The sequence below is a fragment of the Dyella mobilis genome (genome assembly GCF_016904945.1).
In the GTDB taxonomy this organism is placed as follows: Bacteria; Pseudomonadota; Gammaproteobacteria; order Xanthomonadales; family Rhodanobacteraceae; genus Dyella_B; species Dyella_B mobilis.
In genome coordinates, this window is record NZ_JADIKF010000040.1 from 710,794 (window position 1) to 730,790 (window position 19,997).

The window sequence follows — 19,997 nt, forward strand, 5'->3', positions numbered from 1 at the left end:
TAACTGAGCGTCCGCGCCAGGTGCAATCTACACACAATCTTTACAGTCGGTCCATACGCAGCGCATCAACCGGAAAGTTGCTGTCCGACCCAATCTACTGTACCGGTCAGGATGTCAGGCAATTGTGGTTTGTCGAGCCCGCCGCCTTGCGCCATGTCTGGCCTGCCACCGCCTTTTCCTTCGATCTGCCCGGCAACGTGGGCGACGATATCCCCTGCCTTGACGCGTCCCGCCGCTTTACCGTGCACGCCTGCAACCAACGATACGCGCCCATCGGCCGCGCCCGCCAGTACGACTACGCAATCGGCAAGTTGTTGCTTGAGCTGGTCCACGCCATCGCGCAATGCCTTGGCGTCCAGGCCTTCCAGGCGTGCCGCAATCACCTTGATGCCGGCGATATCCTTCGCCTCACTGGCAAGGTTGCCGGTCAGCGAACCCGCAGCCTTGGCGCGCAACGATTCCAGCTCCCGTTCCAGCTTTTTCTGGCGATCCAACAGCTGGCGCAGTTTCTCGGTAACGTCGTCGCCGCTGGTGGAAAGCATTTGCGACAACTCACCTAGACGACGTTCTTCTTCACTTACGTAGGCCAGCGCACCGGCGCCGGTAACCGCTTCGATACGGCGCACGCCGGAAGCCACGCCTGCCTCGTTGACGATCTTGAACAAGCCGATGTCACCGGTGCGACTCACGTGGGTGCCGCCGCAAAGCTCAGTGGAAAAGTCGCCCATTTTCAGCACGCGCACTTCATCGCCGTACTTCTCACCGAACAACGCCATCGCACCGAAGGCGATGGCGTCGTCGTAAGCCATGTGGCGCACTTCGGCCTGCGCATTGCGGCGTACTTCGGCGTTGACCAGCGTCTCGATCCGAGCCAGTTCTTCCCGGCTGACGGGCTTGAAATGAGCGAAGTCGAAACGCAGGCGATCCGGTGCAACCAGCGATCCCTTCTGCGTGACGTGCTCGCCGAGCACTTCGCGCAATGCCGCGTGCAGAAGATGCGTCGCGGAGTGATTGAGCACGATCGCCTGCCTGCGCGCAGTGTCGACGGACGCATCGACCAGATCACCCGTACGCAGCGGTTGCGTGCCCTGCCAGCGGCCGGCGTGACCGAAGAAAACACCGCCCATCTTCAACGTATCGGCCACCGCGAATGTCCCGGCGGCGTTGGACAGGCTGCCGGTGTCGCCAACCTGTCCGCCCGATTCGGCGTAGAACGGTGTGCGGTCCAGGATTACCAGCGCTTCTTCGCCGGGAGCAATCTGATCGATCTGCTTGCCGGCGCGCACGATGCCGAGCACCTTGCTCGCCTGGCTCGACACAACCTCATAACCAAGGAAAGCCGTCGGCTTGAGCTGGCTGGCGAGCTCCGCGGGCATCTGGCCCTTGGCCTCGAATTTGCCGCCTTCGCGGCTGCGATCCTGCTGTTCCTTCATGGACTGCTCGAAGCCATCCATATCGACGGTCAGACCGCGTTCGCGCGCGATATCCGCAGTCAGGTCGACCGGGAACCCGTAGGTGTCGTACAGACGGAACGCATCCCCACCGGGAATCACACCGCTGGATTTGGCTGCCACGGCATCGAACAGGCGCATGCCGTTTTCCAGCGTTTCGCCAAAGCGGCGTTCTTCCGTGCGCAGTGCTTCTTCGACGAACGATTGCTTCGCGGCCAGTTCCGGATAGGCGCTGCCCATTTCTTCTACCAACGGCTGCACCATCTTCCAGAAGAAATCGCCGCGTACACCAAGCATCCAGCCATGGCGCAAGGCGCGGCGAATGATTCGCCGCAGCACATAGCCGCGCCCTTCGTTCGAGGGCAGCACGCCGTCGACGATCAGGAAAGAGCAGGCGCGGATGTGATCGGCGATCACGCGCAGGGATTTGTTGGCCAGATCCTGGGTGTGCGTCAACTCGGCAGCGACCTTGATCAGGTGCTGGAACAGGTCGATTTCGTAGTTGGAATGAACGTGCTGCAGCACCGCCGCAAGCCGCTCCAGGCCCATGCCGGTGTCCACGCACGGCGCCGGAAGCGGCGACAACGTGCCGTCGGGCGCGCGATCGAACTGCATGAACACCAGGTTCCAGATTTCGATGTAGCGATCGCCATCTTCGTCGGGCGACCCGGGCGGTCCGCCGGCAATCTCCGGGCCGTGATCGTAGAAAATTTCGGTGCATGGCCCGCACGGACCGGTATCGGCCATCTGCCAGAAATTGTCCGACGCATAGGGCGCGCCCTTGTTGTCACCGATGCGCACGATGCGTTCGGCCGGGACACCCATTTCATCTTTCCAGATGCCGTAGGCCTCGTCGTCGTTGTGATAAACGGTGACCCACAGCCTTTCAGGCGGTAATTTGAAAACGTTGGTCAGCAAATCCCAGGCATAGCCGATGGTGTCGCGCTTGAAATAATCGCCAAACGACCAGTTGCCCAGCATCTCGAAAAAGGTGTGGTGACGAGCGGTATAGCCCACCGAATCCAGATCGTTGTGCTTGCCCCCGGCGCGCAAGCAGCGTTGTACGTCGGCTGCGCGTACATAGGGCAGCTTCTCGCTGCCGAGAAACACGTTCTTGAACTGCACCATGCCCGAGTTGGTGAACAACAAGGTGGGATCGTTGGCCGGCACCAGCGAACTGGACGGCACGATGGTGTGATCCTTGGTGCGGAAGTAATCGAGAAAGGCAGAGCGTATGTCGGCAGTTTTCATGGGACCGGGGGAGGCAAAAGAGAGAAATTCGCCGCACGCGTGGACGACTGGACCGGCCCATCCATCCTTCCTGGAAACGGGACCTCAAGGGGCGTCGTCGGCTGCGTCGTCCACGTCGGCGTGGGTAACATCCCGTACTGTGGCGGCGGGAAAGCCCCGGCGCAAGAGGAATTGCGCGCGGCGGGCGCGTTCGGACGGATCTGATGTGCCGGCGGAACCGTACCGACGGCGCAGCTGGGCCGAAGCAATGCCGGTCCAGTCGAGGCCGGCCTCATTCAGTAGGTTGCGGATGCGCGCGTCCGGCAAGCCGTGGCTTTTTAGCTCGGCTCGCACGCGCATGGGACCGTAGCCCTGGGCCGAGCGGCTGCGGATCAGCAGTTCGGCAAATCGATCATCATCCTGATAATGCTGCTGGCCAAGCCGATCGAGGGCTTCATTGGCTTCATCCCCGGCATAGCCGCCACGATCCAGTTTTTGGCGCAGTTCACGCCGGGAGTGCTCCCGGCGCGCGAGCATGCCCAGCGCCTTGTTGTAGGCACTGGGCCGATTTTTTTGTGAATCGCCGTCCGCAGATTTACGCTTCATGGCCTGCCGGGCGCCTAAAAAACCTTATACACCTGCCCTGTCTGAGCCCCTTCCACGCTGCGGCTGAAAGCAAGCGCCGCACGTGCGGCGGATACCGGCTCAAAACCGCGAAAAAATGGTGCGTAGGCAGACATTGCCTCGATCAGCACGGTGGGGCTCACCACGTTGATACGCAGTCCGCGAGGCAACTCGATGGCAGCGGCGCGCACGAAGGCTTCCACTGCGCCGTTGACCAGGCTGGCGGAGCTTCCCGCCACGATGGGCTGATCGGAAAGAATGCCGGTGGTCAGGGTGATCGAACCGCCATCGCGCAGGCAATCGCGCGCTGCCAGGGCCAGATTCACCTGCCCCAGCAGCTTGTCGTTGATGCCCAGCGTGTGCAGGGATTCCCCATGCGGCGCGGCCTTGAAATCGGCAAGCGGGGCAAAGGTGACCTTGCCCGCTGTACTGATCACGGCATCCAGCTCACCTGCCTGCTGCAGGCCCTGACGGATGCTGTCGACATCCGTGAGGTCGATTTTTACGCTGCCGGAGTTGCGACCTGCGGCAATCACCTCGTGGCGCTGTCCCAGTTCGGCCGCCACCGCACGCCCCAGCGTGCCGGAGGCACCGACCAGCAAGATGCGCAGGCGCTTCTCGCTCATGCTCAGGCCTCTTCCAAGGCCTCGGAGGAGGCCGCCGGTGCACCACTGCCGGACACCAGCAGGCGCGCGCGCAGCTCGCGGTCGATCTCATCGGCAATGGCCGCATTGTCCCGCAGGAACTGGCGCACGTTTTCCTTGCCCTGGCCGATGCGATCGCCCTTGTAGCTGTACCAGGCACCCGATTTGTCGATCAGGTTCTGGTTCACGCCCAGCTCGATGATCTCACCTTCGCGCGACGTACCTTCGCCGTAGAGAATCTCGAACTCTGCCTGGCGGAACGGGGGGGCAACTTTGTTCTTGACCACCTTCACGCGCGTTTCGGAACCGATCACTTCCTCGCCCTTCTTCACCGCACCGATGCGGCGGATATCCAGGCGCACCGAGGCGTAGAACTTCAGCGCGTTGCCACCGGTGGTGGTTTCGGGGCTGCCGAACATCACGCCGATCTTCATGCGGATCTGGTTGATGAAGATCACCAGGCAGTTGGATTTCTTGATATTGGCAGTGAGCTTGCGCAGTGCCTGGCTCATCAGGCGAGCATGCAGGCCGACGTGCGAATCGCCCATTTCGCCTTCGATTTCCGCCTTGGGCGTCAGCGCGGCGACCGAGTCGACCACTACGATGTCCACCGCGCCGGAGCGCACCAGCATGTCGGCGATTTCCAGCGCCTGTTCACCGGTGTCGGGCTGCGATACCAGCAGGTCTTCGACGTTCACGCCCAGCTTCTGGGCGTAGCTCGGATCGAGTGCGTGCTCAGCGTCGACGAAGGCCGCGGTACCGCCGTTCTTCTGGCAATTGGCGATCACCTGCAGGGTGAGCGTGGTCTTGCCGGAAGATTCCGGACCGTAGATCTCGATCACGCGACCGCGCGGCAAGCCGCCTACGCCCAGCGCGATATCCAGTCCCAGCGAACCGGTCGAGATGGTTTCGATATTGTCGTCGGTGCGGTCGCCCAGGCGCATGACCGCGCCCTTGCCGAATTGCTTCTCGATCTGGCCGAGGGCGGAAGCCAGCGCTTTGCGCTTGTTGTCATCCATCGTCTTGATTCCGGTCGTAGTGGTCGTGACAGGCATCTTGCCCGCGCCCCGTCTCACGGGTTGGGATCGATGCAGAAACCGAGTATCCCACATCGGTCAAGCCAATCCGTTGGCTATTTTCTGCTCAACCTGTCAGCGTCTCGCGTATCCCCGTGAGCGCCGCGGCTACTGTCTGCCTCCGCACAGCCTCACGGTCGCCTCCGAAATGGAACAGCCTGGCGCGGGCCTCTCCACCGCGGCGCTTCCAGCTGATCCACACCGTGCCCACGGGCTTCCCAGGCGTACCACCGGAAGGACCGGCAATGCCCGTGACAGCAACGGCTATCCCGGCACCCATGCGTTCCAGAGCCCCCGAAACCATCTCCAACGCCGTTTCGCCACTGACCGCGCCGGTGCGTTCCAACGTTGCTGCCTGCACACCGAGCAGCGACACCTTTGCCGCATTGCTGTAGCTGACCACGCCCGCTTCAAACCAGGCAGAACTGCCGGAAAGATCGGTCAACACCTTGGCGATCCAGCCGCCGGTACAGGATTCGGCGGACACCAGCATCAATCCATGCCACAACACGTCTGCGGCGACCTGTTCGGCCGACGCCGCCAATTCGGCATCGGTAGGAACGAATGACAACTCCATGCGAAACTCCACGCTTTCCCGACGCCCGTCAGATCGCGGCGCGAAGTTTTCGTTGTACCTCTTCCGCCCCGTGACGCCAAGACTTGATCGCATGAGCCAGGACGACCTTTCTCTACACACCCCTTCGATGCGCCAATACCTCGTCGCCAAGGCTGCGCACCCGGATGTGTTGCTGTTTTTTCGCATGGGCGATTTCTACGAGCTGTTCTACGACGACGCCCGCAAGGCGGCTCGTTTGCTGGACATCACGCTGACACAGCGTGGTCAATCGGCCGGGCAGCCCATTCCCATGGCGGGTGTGCCGTATCACGCGGCAGAGAATTACCTGGCCAAACTGGTTCGCCTGGGCGAGTCGGTGGCGATCTGCGAGCAAATCGGCGATCCGGCGCTGTCCAAGGGGCCGGTGGAACGCAAAGTGGTGCGCATCGTCACGCCGGGTACGGTCACCGACGCCGCCTTGCTGGAAGAACGGCGCGACAACCTCCTGCTGGCCATTGCCGCGGGAGCGCACGGAAGTTACGGCCTGGCCTGGGTCGATCTCTCCAGCGGACGTTTCTTGCTGAGTGAAGTGCAGAACGCCGAAGCCTTGGCTGCCGAGCTTGCGCGCCTGCAACCGGCCGAAACATTGGTCGGCGAAGATGTCGCCTGGCCAAAACTGGTCGCCAGCCTGCCCGGTTTGCGCAAGCGCCCGCCGTGGCATTTCGATAGCGATGCAGCGCGACGCGAACTCAATCGCTTCTTCGGCACGCGCGACCTGGGCGGCTTCGGCGTCGACAACTTGCCTTTGGCCATTGCCGCTGCCGGCTGCCTGCTGGGCTACGTGGAAGAAACGCAAAAGAGCGCTCTGCCGCATCTTTCCGGCATGGCCGTGGAAAGCGCCAGCGAAACGATCGCCATGGACGCAGCCACCAGGCGCAACCTTGAGCTGGATACGCACCCCAGCGGACGTACCGAGCACACCTTGCTGGGCGTACTGGACGAAACCGTAACCCCAATGGGTGCCCGATTGATGCGTCGTTGGCTCAACCGGCCGCTTCGCTCACGCGAAACCTTGCGTCGCCGCCATCAGGCGATCGGTGCGCTGCTCGAAACCCGGCGTTACGAAAACCTGCGCGACCAGTTGCGCGGCATCGGCGACCTGGAGCGCATTCTTTCGCGCGTCGCCTTGCGCTCGGCGCGCCCGCGCGATTTGTCCACCTTGCGTGACGGCCTTGCCGCCGCACCGATGTTGCGCGAGTCCATTGCTTCCTTGGACAGTCCGCTGCTGCATGACCTGGTCAGCGGCATCGGCGACCACGCGATCAATGCCGACTTGTTGAAGCACGCCATCATTGAACAACCGCCGGTGCTGCTGCGCGACGGCGGCATCATCGCCGACGGCTACGACGCCGAACTGGACGAATTGCGCCGTCTCGCCACCCATGCCGACCAGTACCTCGTGGAACTGGAAGAGCGCGAAAAAACAGCCAGCGGGATTCCTACGCTGAAGGTTGGCTACAACCGCGTACACGGCTACTACATCGAGATCAGCAAGGGCCAGGCAGACAAGGCGCCCACGCATTACACGCGCCGGCAAACCACCAAGAATGCCGAACGCTACATCACCGAAGAACTGAAAACCTTCGAAGACAAGGTTCTGTCGGCCAAGGAACGCTCGCTGATGCGCGAGCGCGCTCTATACGAATCGTTGCTCGATACGCTCACCGAACGGCTCGAGCCGCTCAAGCACGCCGCCGCAGCGATGGCCGAACTGGATGTGCTCTGCACCCTCGCCGATCGCGCCGAGGCGCTGGACTGGAGCGCGCCAGAACTCAGTGACACCGCAGGCATTGCCATCGAACGCGGGCGTCATCCAGTGGTGGAAAAAGTACGCCAGGAGCCGTTTGAGCCCAACGACCTGGCGCTCAACGACAACCGGCGCATGCTGGTCATCACCGGCCCGAACATGGGCGGCAAATCCACCTACATGCGCCAGAACGCGCTGATCGTGCTGCTCGCCCACATCGGCAGCTACGTGCCTGCGTCAAGTGCGATGATCGGACCGATCGACCGCATCTTTACCCGCATCGGCGCCGGCGACGACCTTTCGCGCGGCCAGTCCACCTTCATGGTGGAAATGAGCGAGACGGCCAATATCCTGCACAACGCCACGCCGCAAAGCCTCGTACTGATGGATGAAGTCGGCCGCGGCACCAGCACTTATGACGGCCTCGCCCTGGCGCGCGCGGCTGCCGTTCACCTGGCCGCAAACAGTTGTGCCTACACCTTGTTTGCCACCCACTATTTCGAACTCACCGAATTGGCTGCCGAATACGGCACGATCGCCAACGTGCATCTGGACGCGGTGGAATACGGCGAACAACTGGTATTCATGCACGCAGTGAAAGATGGCCCGGCCAATCGGAGTTTCGGCTTGCAAGTGGCAGCCCTGGCGGGACTTCCCAAATCGGTGATTGCCGATGCTCGACGTACGCTGGCGGAACTGGAGCGCGGTATGCACGCGCACGTCGCCGCACCCGCCTCGTCAGCTCCTTCGTCGCCGCAGTTGGGTTTGTTCGCCAGTGCACCATCCGTAGTGGAACGCGAGCTGGAAAACATGGATCTCGATGCCATGACGCCGCGCGCAGCGCTCGAGGCGCTTTATCGACTCAAATCGCTCGCCTGAAAGACTGCTCTCCCGTCGCGGCCGGCTGTTGTCGACCGGTGCACGATGCAATGCTGCTACGCCCCACCCTCTCCTCGTAGGAGAGGGCTTCGTTGTGCACGCCGCAACGATCTGCGCCGGCCAGCTCCGAGTGTGAAATCCCTTTTCACCGAAACTCTACGGCTAGCGCACCACACTCAACGAACGCTGAATAACAAGTAAAACCTCTAGGGCCTGTTAGCACTATTTTCGTGGCCCGCGCCGGGAGCTGTTTGCACGCCAGCCAAGGAAGAGTGAGGGAGTGTACGTCCGTACACGACCGAGTGATGACGCCGGGTGGCGGGCAAACAGACCCGGCCCGAAGGGTTGCCGTTGAGTGGCCGCCATGCCACTAGTGATAGCCCCAAACTATCGAAAAAATAAGAACAATCAAATTCCATCGGCGATACCTTACGCGTAAATTCGACTGGGAAAGTCAAAGTCACTCGCCGGATCGCGTAAAGAAAAGCCCCTGTGAACGGCGACTGCGGAGCGCTTGACGTTTCTTCCGATGCAGTCGCTGTTTACGCCAGACAGGCAGCTTGTCGCCAACTCGGAGGGTGCAATCGCAAACGTGGCGATGCATGACCGCACACCCTGAATAAAGGCCTTTCACTTATCGATACTTGGGCTGCAATCTGGACCGAGTAGCTGGATGCCAACGAGCAAAGGTGGAGAACCCATGTCAAACGAATCGAAGTGCCCCTTCAACCACACGGCCAGTAACGGCCCGACCAACCGGGACTGGTGGCCCAGCCAGCTCAATCTAAAAGTCCTGCACCAGAACACCCCTTCGACCGATCCCCTGGATGCGAACTTCAGCTACGCCGAGGCCTTCAAGACTCTCGACCTTGCGGCGCTGAAAAAAGACCTGCATGCGCTGATGACCGACTCGCAAGATTGGTGGCCGGCGGACTTCGGCCACTACGGCCCGCTGTTCATCCGCATGGCCTGGCACAGCGCCGGCACCTACCGCGTAGGCGACGGCCGTGGCGGCGCCGGTGCCGGGCAACAGCGTTTTGCTCCGCTCAACAGCTGGCCCGACAACGTCAATCTGGACAAGGCACGCCGATTGTTGTGGCCGATCAAGCAGAAATACGGCCAGAAGATTTCCTGGGCCGACCTGATGATTCTCACCGGCAACGTCGCGCTGGAATCGATGGGCTTCAAGACCTTCGGTTTCGGTGGCGGACGCGAAGACGTGTGGGAGCCGGAGGAAGATGTCTACTGGGGTTCCGAAACCACCTGGCTGGATGACAAGCGCTATTCCGGCGACCGCGATCTGGAGAACCCACTCGCCGCCGTGCAGATGGGGCTGATTTACGTCAATCCGGAAGGCCCGAACGGCAATCCGGACCCGGTGGCGGCGGCCAGGGACATTCGCGAGACATTCGCGCGCATGGCCATGAACGACGAAGAAACCGTTGCGCTGATCGCTGGGGGCCACAGCTTCGGCAAGACCCACGGCGCCGGCCCGGCCTCGCACGTCGGCCCCGATCCGGAGGCAGCCGGCCTGGCACAGCAAGGCCTGGGCTGGGGCAGCAGCTATCGCACCGGCAAGGGCGGCGATGCGATCGGCAGCGGCCTGGAAGTCACCTGGACCAACACGCCGACCAGTTGGAGCAACAACTTCTTCGAAAACCTGTTCGGCTACGAGTGGGAGCTGACCAAGAGCCCGGCCGGGGCCCACCAGTGGAAGCCGAAGAACGGTGCTGGAGCCAACGCGATCCCGGATGCGCACGATCCGGCCAAACGCCACGCACCGACCATGCTCACCACCGACCTGTCCCTGCGTTTCGATCCCGCCTATGAAAAAATTTCCAGGCGCTTCTTCGAACATCCGGAGCAGTTCGCCGACGCATTCGCCCGAGCCTGGTTCAAGCTCACGCACCGCGACATGGGGCCGCGTGCACGCTACCTCGGTCCGGAAGTACCCACCGAAGAGCTGATCTGGCAAGACCCCGTTCCCGCCGTCGATTACAAGCTGATCGATGCGCAGGATGCCGCTGCGCTCAAGGCCAAGATCCTCGCTTCGGGCTTGTCCGTTTCGCAGTTGGTTTCCACCGCATGGGCCTCGGCATCCACCTTCCGCGGCTCCGACAAGCGCGGCGGTGCCAATGGCGCACGCATTCGTCTCGCGCCGCAGAAAGACTGGGCCGTCAATCAACCGGAGCAGTTGGCAAAGGCGTTAAAGGTGCTCGAAGGCATCCAGCGTGAATTCAACGACGCGCAGGTGGGAGGCAAGAAAGTCTCGCTTGCCGATCTGATCGTGCTGGCTGGCTGTGCCGGCGTCGAGCAGGCCGCGAAGAACGGCGGCGTGAATGTCACGGTGCCCTTCACCGCCGGACGGACGGATGCCTCGCAGGAACAGACCGACATCGAGTCGTTCGCCGTGCTAGAACCGATCGCCGATGGATTCCGCAACTATCTCAAGGGCAAATACGGCGTTGCGGCCGAAACCTTGCTAGTCGACAAGGCGCAATTGTTGACGCTCACCGCACCGGAGATGACTGTATTACTTGGCGGACTTCGCGTCCTCGATGCCAACGTCGGGCAGAGCAAGCATGGTGTCTTCACCAAGCAACCGGGAACCCTCACCAACGATTTCTTCCGCAACCTGCTCGACATGGGGACGGAGTGGAAGGCGGTGTCGGACGCAGAGGATGTGTTTGAAGGGCGCGATCGCAAAACGGGTGCCACCACCTGGACCGGTACGCGTGTCGATCTGCTCTTTGGTTCCAACTCCCAGCTTCGTGCCCTGGCAGAAGTCTATGCCAGCGAGGATGCAAAGCAGAAGTTCGTGCACGACTTCGTTGCAGCCTGGAACAAGGTCATGAACCTGGATCGGTTCTAGTCCGTTCCGGCCTAAAAAAAACGCCGCAGCGCTCCCTGCGCTGCGGCGTTTCCGTCTGAAGCTATTGAACTTCCGCCAGCGAGGTACCGCTGCGGGACTTACGCCGCCATCCCGGCCACGACGTCGTTGATTTCTTCATAAGAGGGCGCCGCGCGCCCCGGCTCACCCACTTCGGCAACAGGCACGGTCACCGCCGACTCGCGGGAAGCCAGGCGCCCGGCCCTCACCAGTTGATCGATCGCCTGCTGCACTTCACGCTGACCGAAGGGCTTCTTGATGAAGTCGTCGGCACCGAAGCGCTGCACATAGAACTGCTCGGTCGCCTGCTGGTTGCCGCTGATCATCACAATCGGAATGTGCTGCGTAAGCGGGTCGTGGCGCAGTGCGCGAAGCACCGCAAAACCGTTGATGCCCGGCAGCACGATATCCAGGAAAATCACTTCCGGTTGCTCGGTCTTGGCCAGCTCGATCGCGCTCTCGCCATCGACCGCCTTTTGTACGGCATAGCCTTCCTGCCCGAGCATCTTGCCCAACACGGCACGTATGGTCGGGGAATCGTCCACCACCAGCATCCTCGTGCCGGAAGCAGCTTGCTGCATCCGGCCGTTATGCCCGGTCTCCGAGGCGTGATTGCCAAGCAAGCGCTTGAAAAATCCCATTCCATTCATGGCATATCCCCTAAATCCACCACTGCGTCTGCCAGTGCGGACCGCCTAACGTTGAGGGCAGCCGCTTTTGGAAGGATATTCACGCAGATTCAGGCGGATTTCTGAGATGTGCTGCTCACGAGAAATCCTTAAGCCGTCGCAATTCCCGACGTTCCTGCTTATTTGGCCGAGTGGGCGGCCGGTTCAGGCCGGCGCCGCTGAGCCGGCGCGATTCTCGCAGCTGTTCGCGGGCGACACGGCTGGCTTCGGTTTCCCGATAGAGGAGCTGGGCCGCGCTGGCCGGTCCGCGCTGCTCCGAGAGCGCCATTATTTCCAGCTCCAGGCGCTCTTCCCCCCGCGTCAACCGCACGGTATCGCCAACGTGCAAGGTCTTGGATGGCTTGCAACCGGTTCCGTTGACGTCCACCTTGCCGCCGTCGATCGCCTGCTTGGCCAGGCTGCGGGTTTTGAACATGCGGGCAGCCCACAACCAGACGTCTGCCCGCACGGCCACAAAAGAAGGAAGACTGGAGTCGCTCATGGGTGTCATTATCTCCCCATCCGCGTGCGATCAAGGAGGTTGTCCGTGACAGTCCCGTCAAGCACCGTCATCCCGCTCGTCCTTTTGGCTTGTTGGGCCGGTCTCCAGGTAGCTCGCAGGTTCTCCTCAAAAACAACCGTTCCCCAACGCGCGCCGGAAAGCATCAGCGATGAGGAAATCCTGCGCGAGCACTTCGCCGGCCGTCGCATCAATGCCCTGATGCTCTATCGCATCCGCCATGCCTGTGGCCTGAAAGATGCCCAGAAGGGCCTGCAGGCGCTTGCGAACGCGGCGACAAGAAAATGATTCTCTACCTGCTGGACCTGATCGGCGTGGCGGTATTCGCGGTAAGCGGCGTACTGGTTGCCGCGCATTCGGGAATGGACCTGCTCGGCGGCTTCGCCCTGGCGGCCTTGACCGCCATCGGCGGCGGCACCTTGCGCGACGTACTGCTCAATCGCCACCCGATTTTCTGGATCCGCGACGCCCGCTACTTGCTGGTGATCCTGATTGCCGCCTCACTGACCATGGTCTACGTCGCCTTCCTGCCGCCACCGGGTTACAGCCTGCTGATCGCCGACGCGCTGGGCCTGGCCTTGTTCGCGATCAGCGGGGCGCAAATCGCCGAGTCGGAAGCACACTCGCCGCTGATCGTCGTGTTGATGGGTGCCATGACCGGTACCGCCGGCGGCATGTTGCGCGACGTCATGAGCGCTCGCGTACCGTTGATCTTCCAACAGGATCTATATGCCACGGCGGCCGTCGGCGGCGTCGTGGTGTATCTGATCCTGCAAAAAGTCGGCGCACCGCGCACCTTTGCGGTTTGCGTCGGGGTTGCCGTCATTCTCGGGCTGCGTATGCTCGCCGTGATGGACGGTGCGCATTTGCCTCGGTTGCATGCCTTGCATTAACCGGCCGGCAGCAGGCCATTACCCAGCGGTACCGTCAGCAGGGACAAGACGATGCCGGCACCAAGCACGGCATTGGCAAGCGGCGGGTCGAGTTCGTATTCATCGGCGAGGATGGCTGCCGAGATCATGGGAGCCATGGCTGCCTGCAGCACGCCGATGGTGAGGACCAGGCCGCCGACACCCGTGACGATGCCGATCAGCCAGCACGCCAGCGGCGCCAGCAAAAGTTTCCAGCCAAGTCCCCAGGCCAGTGCACTGAGTTGTTTCGCACCAAGCCGGAACTGAAACTGCATTCCCACCGAAAACAAAGCCAGCGGGGTGAGCGTTGCGCCGATCGGCGACAGCACACCATGCACCATCGCCGGCCAACCGCCCATGGCGCCGACGACCATGCCAAAGATCAACGCCACAAAAGAAGGGAAAGTAAGGATGCGCCGCACGATCACGCCCAGGTCAGGGCTTCTGCCCGCATAAATCGAGGCCACCACGATGCCTGCCGAAGACAGCAGCGGGAAGCAGCCCAACTGATCGGCCACCACGGCCAGCGACAGCCCCGGCTGGCCATGCAAGGCCAGCATCATCGGATATCCCATGAACGAGGTATTGCCCAGGCCGCAAACCAGGACCAGGGCACCGATCCGCCCTCGCGACCAGCCCAGGCGAGGACCCAACAGACCAAACAGCAGCCACGCGCCGCCAAATGTGACGACCATCGCCGCCACGGGAAACCACAGCTGTACGTCGATTTTTACGCGAGGAATCAGGTCCAGCACCAATGCCGGCAAGGCAACGTTGATCACCCACCAGTTGATGCCCGGCACGATACCCGCAGGCGGCCGCGCCCAGCGCGCAACCGCCAGCCCCAGGGCCATGCAGGCAAACAGCAGTAGCAGCGCGCTCATGGACTCCAATCAAAACAAAGGCGGCCGCAGTATAGCGGCCGCCTTCGCTCGAACACGCAGAGGGCTTGAGCTCAGCCCAGCAGTACGCGATTCAAACGCTGCACGAAAGCAGCCGGATCCGCCAGCTGCGCACCGGCTGCGATCTCCGCCTGCTCAAGCAGCAAGCTGGCGAGATCTTCGGCCTTGACGCCGTCGCCTTCCGCCTCGACGCGCTTGAGCAGCGGATGCTGCGGATTGATCTCCAGCGTCGGCTTGTTCGCAGGCATGTCGTGTCCGGCCTCGCGCAACAGGCGCGCCAGATGCGGGGCCATCTCGTAGTCGGACAAGGCCAGGCACGAAGGCGAATCGGTCAGCCGCGCGGAGACTTTTACCTCGCCCACGCGATCGCCCAACAGCTCTTTGAGTTTCTTCAACAGCGGCTCGGCCGCCCTGCTGGCTTCCTCCTGCTGCTTCTTGTCGGCTTCGTCCAGCGGCAGTTCGCCCTTGGCGACATTGCGCAGCTTCTTGCCCGCATACTCAGTCAGGCTGCCAATCATCCACTCGTCGATGCGGTCTGACATCAACAGCACCTCGATACCTTTGGCCTTGAAAGCCTCCAGTTGCGGACTTCCTGCCGCCGCCGCATAACTGTCGGCCGTGATGTACCAGATGATGTCCTGGCCAATGGCCATGCGGGCGATGTAGTCGTCGAGCGATACTTTCTGAGCGTTGCCCTCGCCCTTGGTGGAAGCGAAACGCAGCAACTTGGCGATGCGCTCGCGATTGGCGTGGTCTTCGGCGATACCTTCCTTGAGCGTGTTGCCGAACGCTTTATAGAACGTCTCGAATTTCTCGGGCTCGTCCCTGGCCAGCTTTTCGATCAGGTCGAGCACGCGCTTGACGCAAGCGGACTTGATGCGTTCCAACTGGCGATTCTGCTGCAGGATTTCGCGGCTCACGTTCAACGGCAGGTCGTCTGCGTCGACCACGCCACGCACGAAACGCAGGTAGTTCGGCAACAGCTCTTCGGCTGCATCCATGATGAAGACGCGCTTGATGTACAGCTTCAAGCCTTTGCGTTCGTCGCGGCCGCCCATCATCAGTTCGAACGGCGGCTGCGAAGGGATATACAGCAGCGTAGTGAAACTTTGGCTGCCTTCCACGCGGTTGTGGGTCCAGGCCAACGCATCGTTGAAATCGTGGCCCAGCGACTTGTAGAAGCTCTGGTAATCTTCCTCGCTGATTTCGCTCTTGGGCTTGGCCCACAATGCCGAAGCGGCGTTGACGGTCTCCCATTCATCGGTAGGCTGGTCGTCCTTCTCCACCGGCATGCGGATGGGAAAGGCGACGTGGTCGGAATAGCGGGTAATCAGGGAGCGCAACGGCCAGCGCTTGAGGAATTCGTCCTCGTCGGCCTTCAAATGCAGGATCACGGCGGTACCGCGCTCGGCAAGGTCGACCTGCTCCAGCGAGTATTCGCCTTTTCCGTCGCTTTCCCACTTCACGCCATCACTGGCGGGTGCGTCGGCACGACGGCTTAGTACCGTCACCTTGTCCGCCACCACGAACGAAGAATAGAAGCCCACGCCGAACTGGCCGATCAGGCGCGCATCGCTCTTCTGCTCCGAGCTCATTGCCTCCAGGAAACGGCGGGTGCCGGAGCTGGCGATGGTGCCGATGTTGGCAACCACTTCGTCACGGCTCATGCCTACGCCATTGTCGCGAACGGTAATCGTGCGCGCGGCCGGATCCCAGCTTACGTCGATGTGCAGCTCGGCATCGCCGGCCAGCAGCTCGGGCTTGGCGATGGACTCGAAGCGCAGCTTGTCGCACGCGTCGGAAGCGTTGGAGATCAGTTCGCGCAGGAAGATTTCCTTGTGCGAATAAAGGGAATGCGTCACCAGGTGCAGTACCTGGGCGACTTCGGCTTCGAATTTGCGGGTTTCGGCAGTAGGAGTCGTCATGCGATTGAGTGAGTTGTGTTTTGAGTGGGTATCAGATGGGAAACGAAAAGCCAGTGGAGAACGACGTTCTTCATCCCTGCTTTTGCAGGGCTGCGATGCGCTCTTCCAGCGGCGGATGGCTCATGAACAGGCGCTGGAACCCCTGCGCCAAGGGACCGGAAATGCCAAAGGCCGCCATCGTCTTGGGGAGGGTACTTTCGCCGTGGTTGAGCTGCAGGCGCTGCAAGGCCGAGATCATCGCGCCGCGACCCGCCAACTTCGCGCCGGCCGCGTCGGCGTGGAATTCGCGCCAGCGCGAGAACGCCATCACGATCATCGAGGCGAACAGGCCGAACACCAATTGCAGCACCATCACCGAGACAAAATAACCGATGCCCGATCCGCCGCGATTGTCGCGCCCTCCGGAAAGCCAGCTGTCGACCAGCCGGCCAACGACACGGGCAGCCAGGATCACCAGCGTGTTGAGCACGCCCTGGATCAAGGTAAGCGTCACCATGTCGCCATTGGCAACGTGCCCGATTTCGTGACCGAGCACGGCCGTCACCTGTTCGCGATCCATCTGCTGCAGCAGGCCGGTGCTCACCGCAACCAGGGCGCTGTTCTTGGTCATGCCGGTGGCGAACGCATTCATTTCCGGCGCGTCGTAGATGGCCACCTCGGGCATGCCGATGCCGGCATTCTGGGCATGGCGACGAACCGTCTCCACCAGCCAGCGCTCGGCGTCATTCTGCGGCTGCTCGATCACGCGGGCGCCAGTGGTCATCTTGGCCATCCACTTGGACGTGGCCAGCGAAATGAACGCACCTCCCATGCCGAACACGGCCGCGAAGATGAGCAGCCCCGGCATGCCGCCATAGCCGCGCATCGCTGCCCACTGGTCGACACCAAAGAGATGGCAGACCATGCCAAGCAGGAGCAGGACGGCTAGATTGGTAACGAGGAAGAGTGCGATGCGGCGCATAACGGTCCTTGGTCGGTCACACTTAAGGAAACAATGGTAATCCGGCAGCAGAGATTCGGGCAAAAGCCCGCCTTTTCAAGGCTTAAGCCGCTTTCATCGGCCGGCCATGGGCAGTTCGGTCAGCTTCCGTAAAATGCGCCGATGAATTATCGCGGACGTTTCGCTCCCTCCCCCACCGGCCTGCTGCATGCCGGCTCCCTGGTTGCTGCCGTAGGCAGTTGGCTGTGTGCCCGCCACGCTGGCGGCCAGTGGTTGCTGCGCGTGGAAGATATCGACCCGCCGCGCGAAGTGGCCGGATCGGCCGCCGCCATTCTGGCTGCCTTGCCAGCCTTCGGCCTGATCGCCGATGGGCCTGTCATCTATCAGTCATCGAGAATGGCCGCTTATGACGCGGCGTTTGAACAATTGCGCCAGACCGGCCTGCTCTTTCCCTGCTGGTGCAGCCGTACCGACCTCGCCACCGCCAATGGCCTGCATCGCGATGGGCATTGCGTCGCGCCAGCGGATCTCGACCGCCCTCCGGCGTGGCGGATCCGGGTGCCGGATGAGTCCATTCATTTCACGGATGCCTTGCAGGGGCCGCAAAGTCAGTCTTTGCGCGACGCAGTCGGCGATTTCGTGATCCGCCGGGTCGAAGGTTTCTACTCTTATCAGTTGGCCTGCGTGGTGGACGATGCCTGGCAAGGCATCAGCGACGTGGTTCGCGGCAACGATCTGCTCGACTCCACTGCGCGTCAGATCTGGCTGCAACGTTGTCTGAGTTTGCCGACGCCGCGCTACCTGCACCTGCCCCTGGTGCTGGACAGCCAAGGCCGAAAATTGTCGAAGTCCGAACGCTCGCGCGAAATCGATCCGGCCGATCCGTTGCCCAGCCTGCGCCGCGCGCTGTCATTTTTGGGTATGGAGCCCGATGCCGGAGCCCGCGATGCTGCCGGGCTGCTCAATGCGGCGCTTGCTCATTTCAATCCGCAGCATTTGCCGCAATGCAGCGATCATCACGTGGCCTAACCCGGTATAAAGATCGGTACGCAGTCGAAACATGTTCGTGATACCGAGAACCGATATTCTTTCATGATGTCTGCGTATAACCCCAGTTTGTCCGCGCACGCCGCGGAGACTTCCCTCGCAGACAATCAAGGAGATCAGGTCATGGCACAGCGTACGGCATTGGTTACGGGTGGCACCGGCGGCATCGGCACGGCCATCGTGCGCTACCTCGTCAAACAGGGGCACAAAGTCGCCACCAATTACCGCGACGAAGCAAAGGCCGAAGCCTGGCGCAAGAAAATGTCGGACGAAGGCATCGAGGTGTGCCTGGTGGCCGGCGACGTTGCCGAACCCGGGTCGTGCGAAGACATGATCAACGCCATCCATCACAAGTGCGGCCCGATCGAGATCCTGGTCAACAACGCCGGCATTACTCGCGATACCACCTTCCACAAGATGACCTACCAGCAGTGGATGGACGTGGTGAACACCAACCTCAACGCCTGCTTCAACGTTACCCGCCCAGTGATTGAGGACATGCGCACGCGCAAATGGGGCCGTATCGTGCAGATCAGCTCGATCAACGGGCAGAAAGGCCAGTACGGCCAAGCCAACTACGCAGCCGCCAAGGCCGGCATGCACGGCTTCACCATCTCGCTGGCACAGGAAAACGCGCGTTTCGGCATCACGGTGAACACGGTATCGCCCGGTTACGTGGCCACCGACATGGTGATGGCGGTGCCTGAGGAAGTACGCGAGAAGATCGTGGCGCAAATCCCGGTGGGCCGGCTGGGCAAGCCTGAAGAAATCGCGCACGCCGTGACCTTCTTTACGACCGACGAGGCCAGTTGGATCACCGGCGCCAACCTGTCGATCAACGGCGGCCACTACATGGGTTGGTGATCTCAAAGGTCCTTGTGTTTGTATTTCCAGCGAGCCGCTCCAAATGGAGCGGCTCGCTCGTATTCCCTTCACATTTCGCTCACATCCAGATTGCCGAGTGCGGATTGGAGCGCCGACAACGTTGATTCCTCCGTCAATAAGTCCTCCAGGAACGCCTGGGTGACCTCGTCGATGCAGGCTTGGCTGCGTGTTGCCACGTAAAAGTCCGCATCGTAACGAAGGAGTCCGGGGTTGAGCGCGGCAATCAGCCCGGCAGCGAGGTAAGGCGCGGCAACGTGATCCGGCAGATAGCCCAGGTGCCGACCGGACAGCACCAATACGGCGGTGGCTTCCATGTCGTCGGTGACCGCCGTCATCAATGATGGCACCGGCACCCACCGGACGGCGGGAAGCAGGTAGCTGCGCCATGCCCATTCGCATCCGGCCAGTTCATCCGGCGACAGGTTTCCTGCACGGGCAAACAAAGGATGCTCGCGTCCGCAATAAGCCAGTTGCCGCTCCACGAAGAGCGGCACGTACTGGAGCGCAGGAACCCGATTGGCAAAATACCCCACGGCAAGCTGCAACTGTCCATTGAGAAGTTGCGACTCCAGGTTACCCGGGGTGCGCGCGAATAATACAAACCTCACCGCCTCGTCGCGCTGCCTGAAGCGCGCTATCGCGCGAGCAATGCGCAGATTCTTTTCGGTCGACACGTGGCCGATCAGGCCAATGCTCAGCGTGCCGACCAGCTTTCGATCCAGATGGCGTACCTGAATGCCGAAGTCGTTCACGGCGCCGATCAGGCTTCGCGCAAGTTTCACGAAGCGCTCGCCCTTAGGTGTAAGTCGAAAACCAGCACGACCGCGCTGACACAGCGAATAACCCAGCCGCGTCTCGAGCGTAGCAAGCTGTCCGCTCAGGGTGGATTGTCCGACATTCAATGATCCCTGGGCGGCAGACAAGCCTCCCGCATCCACGATCGCTATAAAAACGCGAATCAGGCGTAAGTCCAGATCGGACAAGTTACCAAGCATATTGAATCTTCCTTGATACATCGAAGCGCACCAATGTAGACGCGCTA

17 protein-coding genes and 1 pseudogene are annotated in these 19,997 nt (G+C 61.7%); 6 read left to right on the forward strand and 12 right to left on the reverse strand.

What is annotated here, in order from left to right; translation table 11 throughout:
- Positions 1–65 precede the first annotated feature (65 nt).
- The 5 genes from alaS to ISS99_RS19490 form a co-directional block, all read right to left on the reverse strand.
- Positions 66–2,702, reverse strand: a complete 2,637-nt coding sequence (gene alaS, locus ISS99_RS19470; RefSeq protein WP_204633265.1) for an alanine--tRNA ligase — start codon at positions 2,700–2,702, stop codon at positions 66–68.
- A gap of 84 nt (positions 2,703–2,786) precedes the next feature.
- Positions 2,787–3,287 (reverse strand): regulatory protein RecX, encoded by a 501-nt coding sequence (locus tag ISS99_RS19475; protein WP_204633266.1) that lies wholly within the window; start codon positions 3,285–3,287, stop codon positions 2,787–2,789.
- 14 nt (positions 3,288–3,301) lie between these two features.
- Positions 3,302–3,916, reverse strand: coding sequence for a short chain dehydrogenase (locus ISS99_RS19480; protein ID WP_204633983.1), 615 nt, complete (start codon positions 3,914–3,916; stop codon positions 3,302–3,304).
- 17 nt (positions 3,917–3,933) lie between these two features.
- Positions 3,934–4,968, reverse strand: a complete 1,035-nt coding sequence (recA, locus tag ISS99_RS19485) for a recombinase RecA (protein WP_204633267.1) — start codon at positions 4,966–4,968, stop codon at positions 3,934–3,936.
- A 124-nt stretch (positions 4,969–5,092) separates the two neighbouring features.
- Positions 5,093–5,602, reverse strand: a complete 510-nt coding sequence (locus tag ISS99_RS19490) for a CinA family protein (protein WP_204633268.1) — start codon at positions 5,600–5,602, stop codon at positions 5,093–5,095.
- 91 nt (positions 5,603–5,693) lie between these two features.
- Between ISS99_RS19490 and mutS the strand changes: the two genes are divergently transcribed.
- Positions 5,694–8,267: a DNA mismatch repair protein MutS gene (gene mutS, locus ISS99_RS19495; RefSeq protein WP_204633269.1), complete on the forward strand. Its 2,574-nt coding sequence runs from the start codon at positions 5,694–5,696 to the stop codon at positions 8,265–8,267.
- Between the two features lie 700 nt (positions 8,268–8,967).
- Complete coding sequence (gene katG / locus ISS99_RS19500) at positions 8,968–11,139, forward strand: catalase/peroxidase HPI (RefSeq protein WP_204633270.1); 2,172 nt, start codon at positions 8,968–8,970, stop codon at positions 11,137–11,139.
- A 98-nt stretch (positions 11,140–11,237) separates the two neighbouring features.
- Here the strand turns inward: katG and ISS99_RS19505 are convergent, their stop codons facing one another.
- Both ISS99_RS19505 and ISS99_RS19510 read right to left on the reverse strand, forming a co-directional pair.
- Entirely contained in the window at positions 11,238–11,807 is a 570-nt protein-coding gene (locus tag ISS99_RS19505; RefSeq protein WP_204633271.1) for a response regulator, read from the reverse strand.
- 115 nt (positions 11,808–11,922) lie between these two features.
- Positions 11,923–12,327 (reverse strand): RNA-binding S4 domain-containing protein, encoded by a 405-nt coding sequence (locus tag ISS99_RS19510; protein WP_425490486.1) that lies wholly within the window; start codon positions 12,325–12,327, stop codon positions 11,923–11,925.
- A 45-nt stretch (positions 12,328–12,372) separates the two neighbouring features.
- On the opposite strand from ISS99_RS19510, the gene ISS99_RS19515 reads away from it, so the two are divergent.
- Positions 12,373–12,633: a hypothetical protein gene (locus tag ISS99_RS19515; protein ID WP_204633273.1), complete on the forward strand. Its 261-nt coding sequence runs from the start codon at positions 12,373–12,375 to the stop codon at positions 12,631–12,633.
- Complete coding sequence (locus ISS99_RS19520) at positions 12,630–13,238, forward strand: trimeric intracellular cation channel family protein (protein ID WP_204633274.1); 609 nt, start codon at positions 12,630–12,632, stop codon at positions 13,236–13,238. Before ISS99_RS19515 ends, ISS99_RS19520 begins: the two co-directional genes overlap by 4 nt.
- On the opposite strand, the gene ISS99_RS19525 is transcribed toward ISS99_RS19520, so the two are convergent.
- The 3 genes from ISS99_RS19525 to htpX form a co-directional block, all read right to left on the reverse strand.
- Positions 13,235–14,140 (reverse strand): AEC family transporter, encoded by a 906-nt coding sequence (locus ISS99_RS19525; RefSeq protein ID WP_204633275.1) that lies wholly within the window; start codon positions 14,138–14,140, stop codon positions 13,235–13,237. The two genes, ISS99_RS19520 and ISS99_RS19525, sit on opposite strands and share 4 nt — an antisense overlap.
- A 71-nt stretch (positions 14,141–14,211) precedes the next feature.
- On the reverse strand, positions 14,212–16,083 hold the full coding sequence (gene htpG / locus ISS99_RS19530) for a molecular chaperone HtpG (RefSeq protein ID WP_204633276.1): 1,872 nt from the start codon (positions 16,081–16,083) through the stop codon (positions 14,212–14,214).
- A 70-nt stretch (positions 16,084–16,153) separates the two neighbouring features.
- Positions 16,154–17,044 carry a protease HtpX gene (gene htpX / locus ISS99_RS19535; RefSeq protein WP_204633277.1) on the reverse strand — a complete coding sequence of 297 codons (891 nt, stop codon included), beginning with the start codon at positions 17,042–17,044 and terminating at the stop codon, positions 16,154–16,156.
- Between the two features lie 141 nt (positions 17,045–17,185).
- Here htpX and gluQRS point away from each other — a divergent pair, with 141 nt between their 5' ends.
- Positions 17,186–18,052 (forward strand): tRNA glutamyl-Q(34) synthetase GluQRS, encoded by an 867-nt coding sequence (gluQRS, locus tag ISS99_RS19540; protein WP_204633278.1) that lies wholly within the window; start codon positions 17,186–17,188, stop codon positions 18,050–18,052.
- A gap of 141 nt (positions 18,053–18,193) precedes the next feature.
- Positions 18,194–18,934 (forward strand): acetoacetyl-CoA reductase, encoded by a 741-nt coding sequence (phbB, locus tag ISS99_RS19545; protein WP_204633279.1) that lies wholly within the window; start codon positions 18,194–18,196, stop codon positions 18,932–18,934.
- A 68-nt stretch (positions 18,935–19,002) separates the two neighbouring features.
- On the opposite strand, the gene ISS99_RS19550 is transcribed toward phbB, so the two are convergent.
- Positions 19,003–19,707 (reverse strand): substrate-binding domain-containing protein, encoded by a 705-nt coding sequence (locus tag ISS99_RS19550; RefSeq protein WP_338081591.1) that lies wholly within the window; start codon positions 19,705–19,707, stop codon positions 19,003–19,005.
- A 48-nt stretch (positions 19,708–19,755) separates the two neighbouring features.
- Positions 19,756–19,971 (reverse strand): annotated as a pseudogene (locus ISS99_RS23815) (LysR family transcriptional regulator); the annotation flags it as partial.
- Positions 19,972–19,997: the final 26 nt, after the last annotated feature.

Coding starts and splice junctions, on each gene's coding strand:
- htpX (WP_204633277.1), bottom strand. CDS start 17,044: ATGCGCCGCATCGCACTCTTCCTCGTTACCAATCTAGCCGTCCTGCTC.
- mutS (WP_204633269.1), top strand. CDS start 5,694: ATGAGCCAGGACGACCTTTCTCTACACACCCCTTCGATGCGCCAATAC.
- ISS99_RS19475 (WP_204633266.1), bottom strand. CDS start 3,287: ATGAAGCGTAAATCTGCGGACGGCGATTCACAAAAAAATCGGCCCAGT.
- recA (WP_204633267.1), bottom strand. CDS start 4,968: ATGGATGACAACAAGCGCAAAGCGCTGGCTTCCGCCCTCGGCCAGATC.
- ISS99_RS19505 (WP_204633271.1), bottom strand. CDS start 11,807: ATGAATGGAATGGGATTTTTCAAGCGCTTGCTTGGCAATCACGCCTCG.
- katG (WP_204633270.1), top strand. CDS start 8,968: ATGTCAAACGAATCGAAGTGCCCCTTCAACCACACGGCCAGTAACGGC.
- ISS99_RS19490 (WP_204633268.1), bottom strand. CDS start 5,602: ATGGAGTTGTCATTCGTTCCTACCGATGCCGAATTGGCGGCGTCGGCC.
- ISS99_RS19525 (WP_204633275.1), bottom strand. CDS start 14,140: ATGAGCGCGCTGCTACTGCTGTTTGCCTGCATGGCCCTGGGGCTGGCG.
- gluQRS (WP_204633278.1), top strand. CDS start 17,186: ATGAATTATCGCGGACGTTTCGCTCCCTCCCCCACCGGCCTGCTGCAT.
- htpG (WP_204633276.1), bottom strand. CDS start 16,083: ATGACGACTCCTACTGCCGAAACCCGCAAATTCGAAGCCGAAGTCGCC.
- alaS (WP_204633265.1), bottom strand. CDS start 2,702: ATGAAAACTGCCGACATACGCTCTGCCTTTCTCGATTACTTCCGCACC.
- phbB (WP_204633279.1), top strand. CDS start 18,194: ATGGCACAGCGTACGGCATTGGTTACGGGTGGCACCGGCGGCATCGGC.
- ISS99_RS19510 (WP_425490486.1), bottom strand. CDS start 12,327: ATGAGCGACTCCAGTCTTCCTTCTTTTGTGGCCGTGCGGGCAGACGTC.
- ISS99_RS19520 (WP_204633274.1), top strand. CDS start 12,630: ATGATTCTCTACCTGCTGGACCTGATCGGCGTGGCGGTATTCGCGGTA.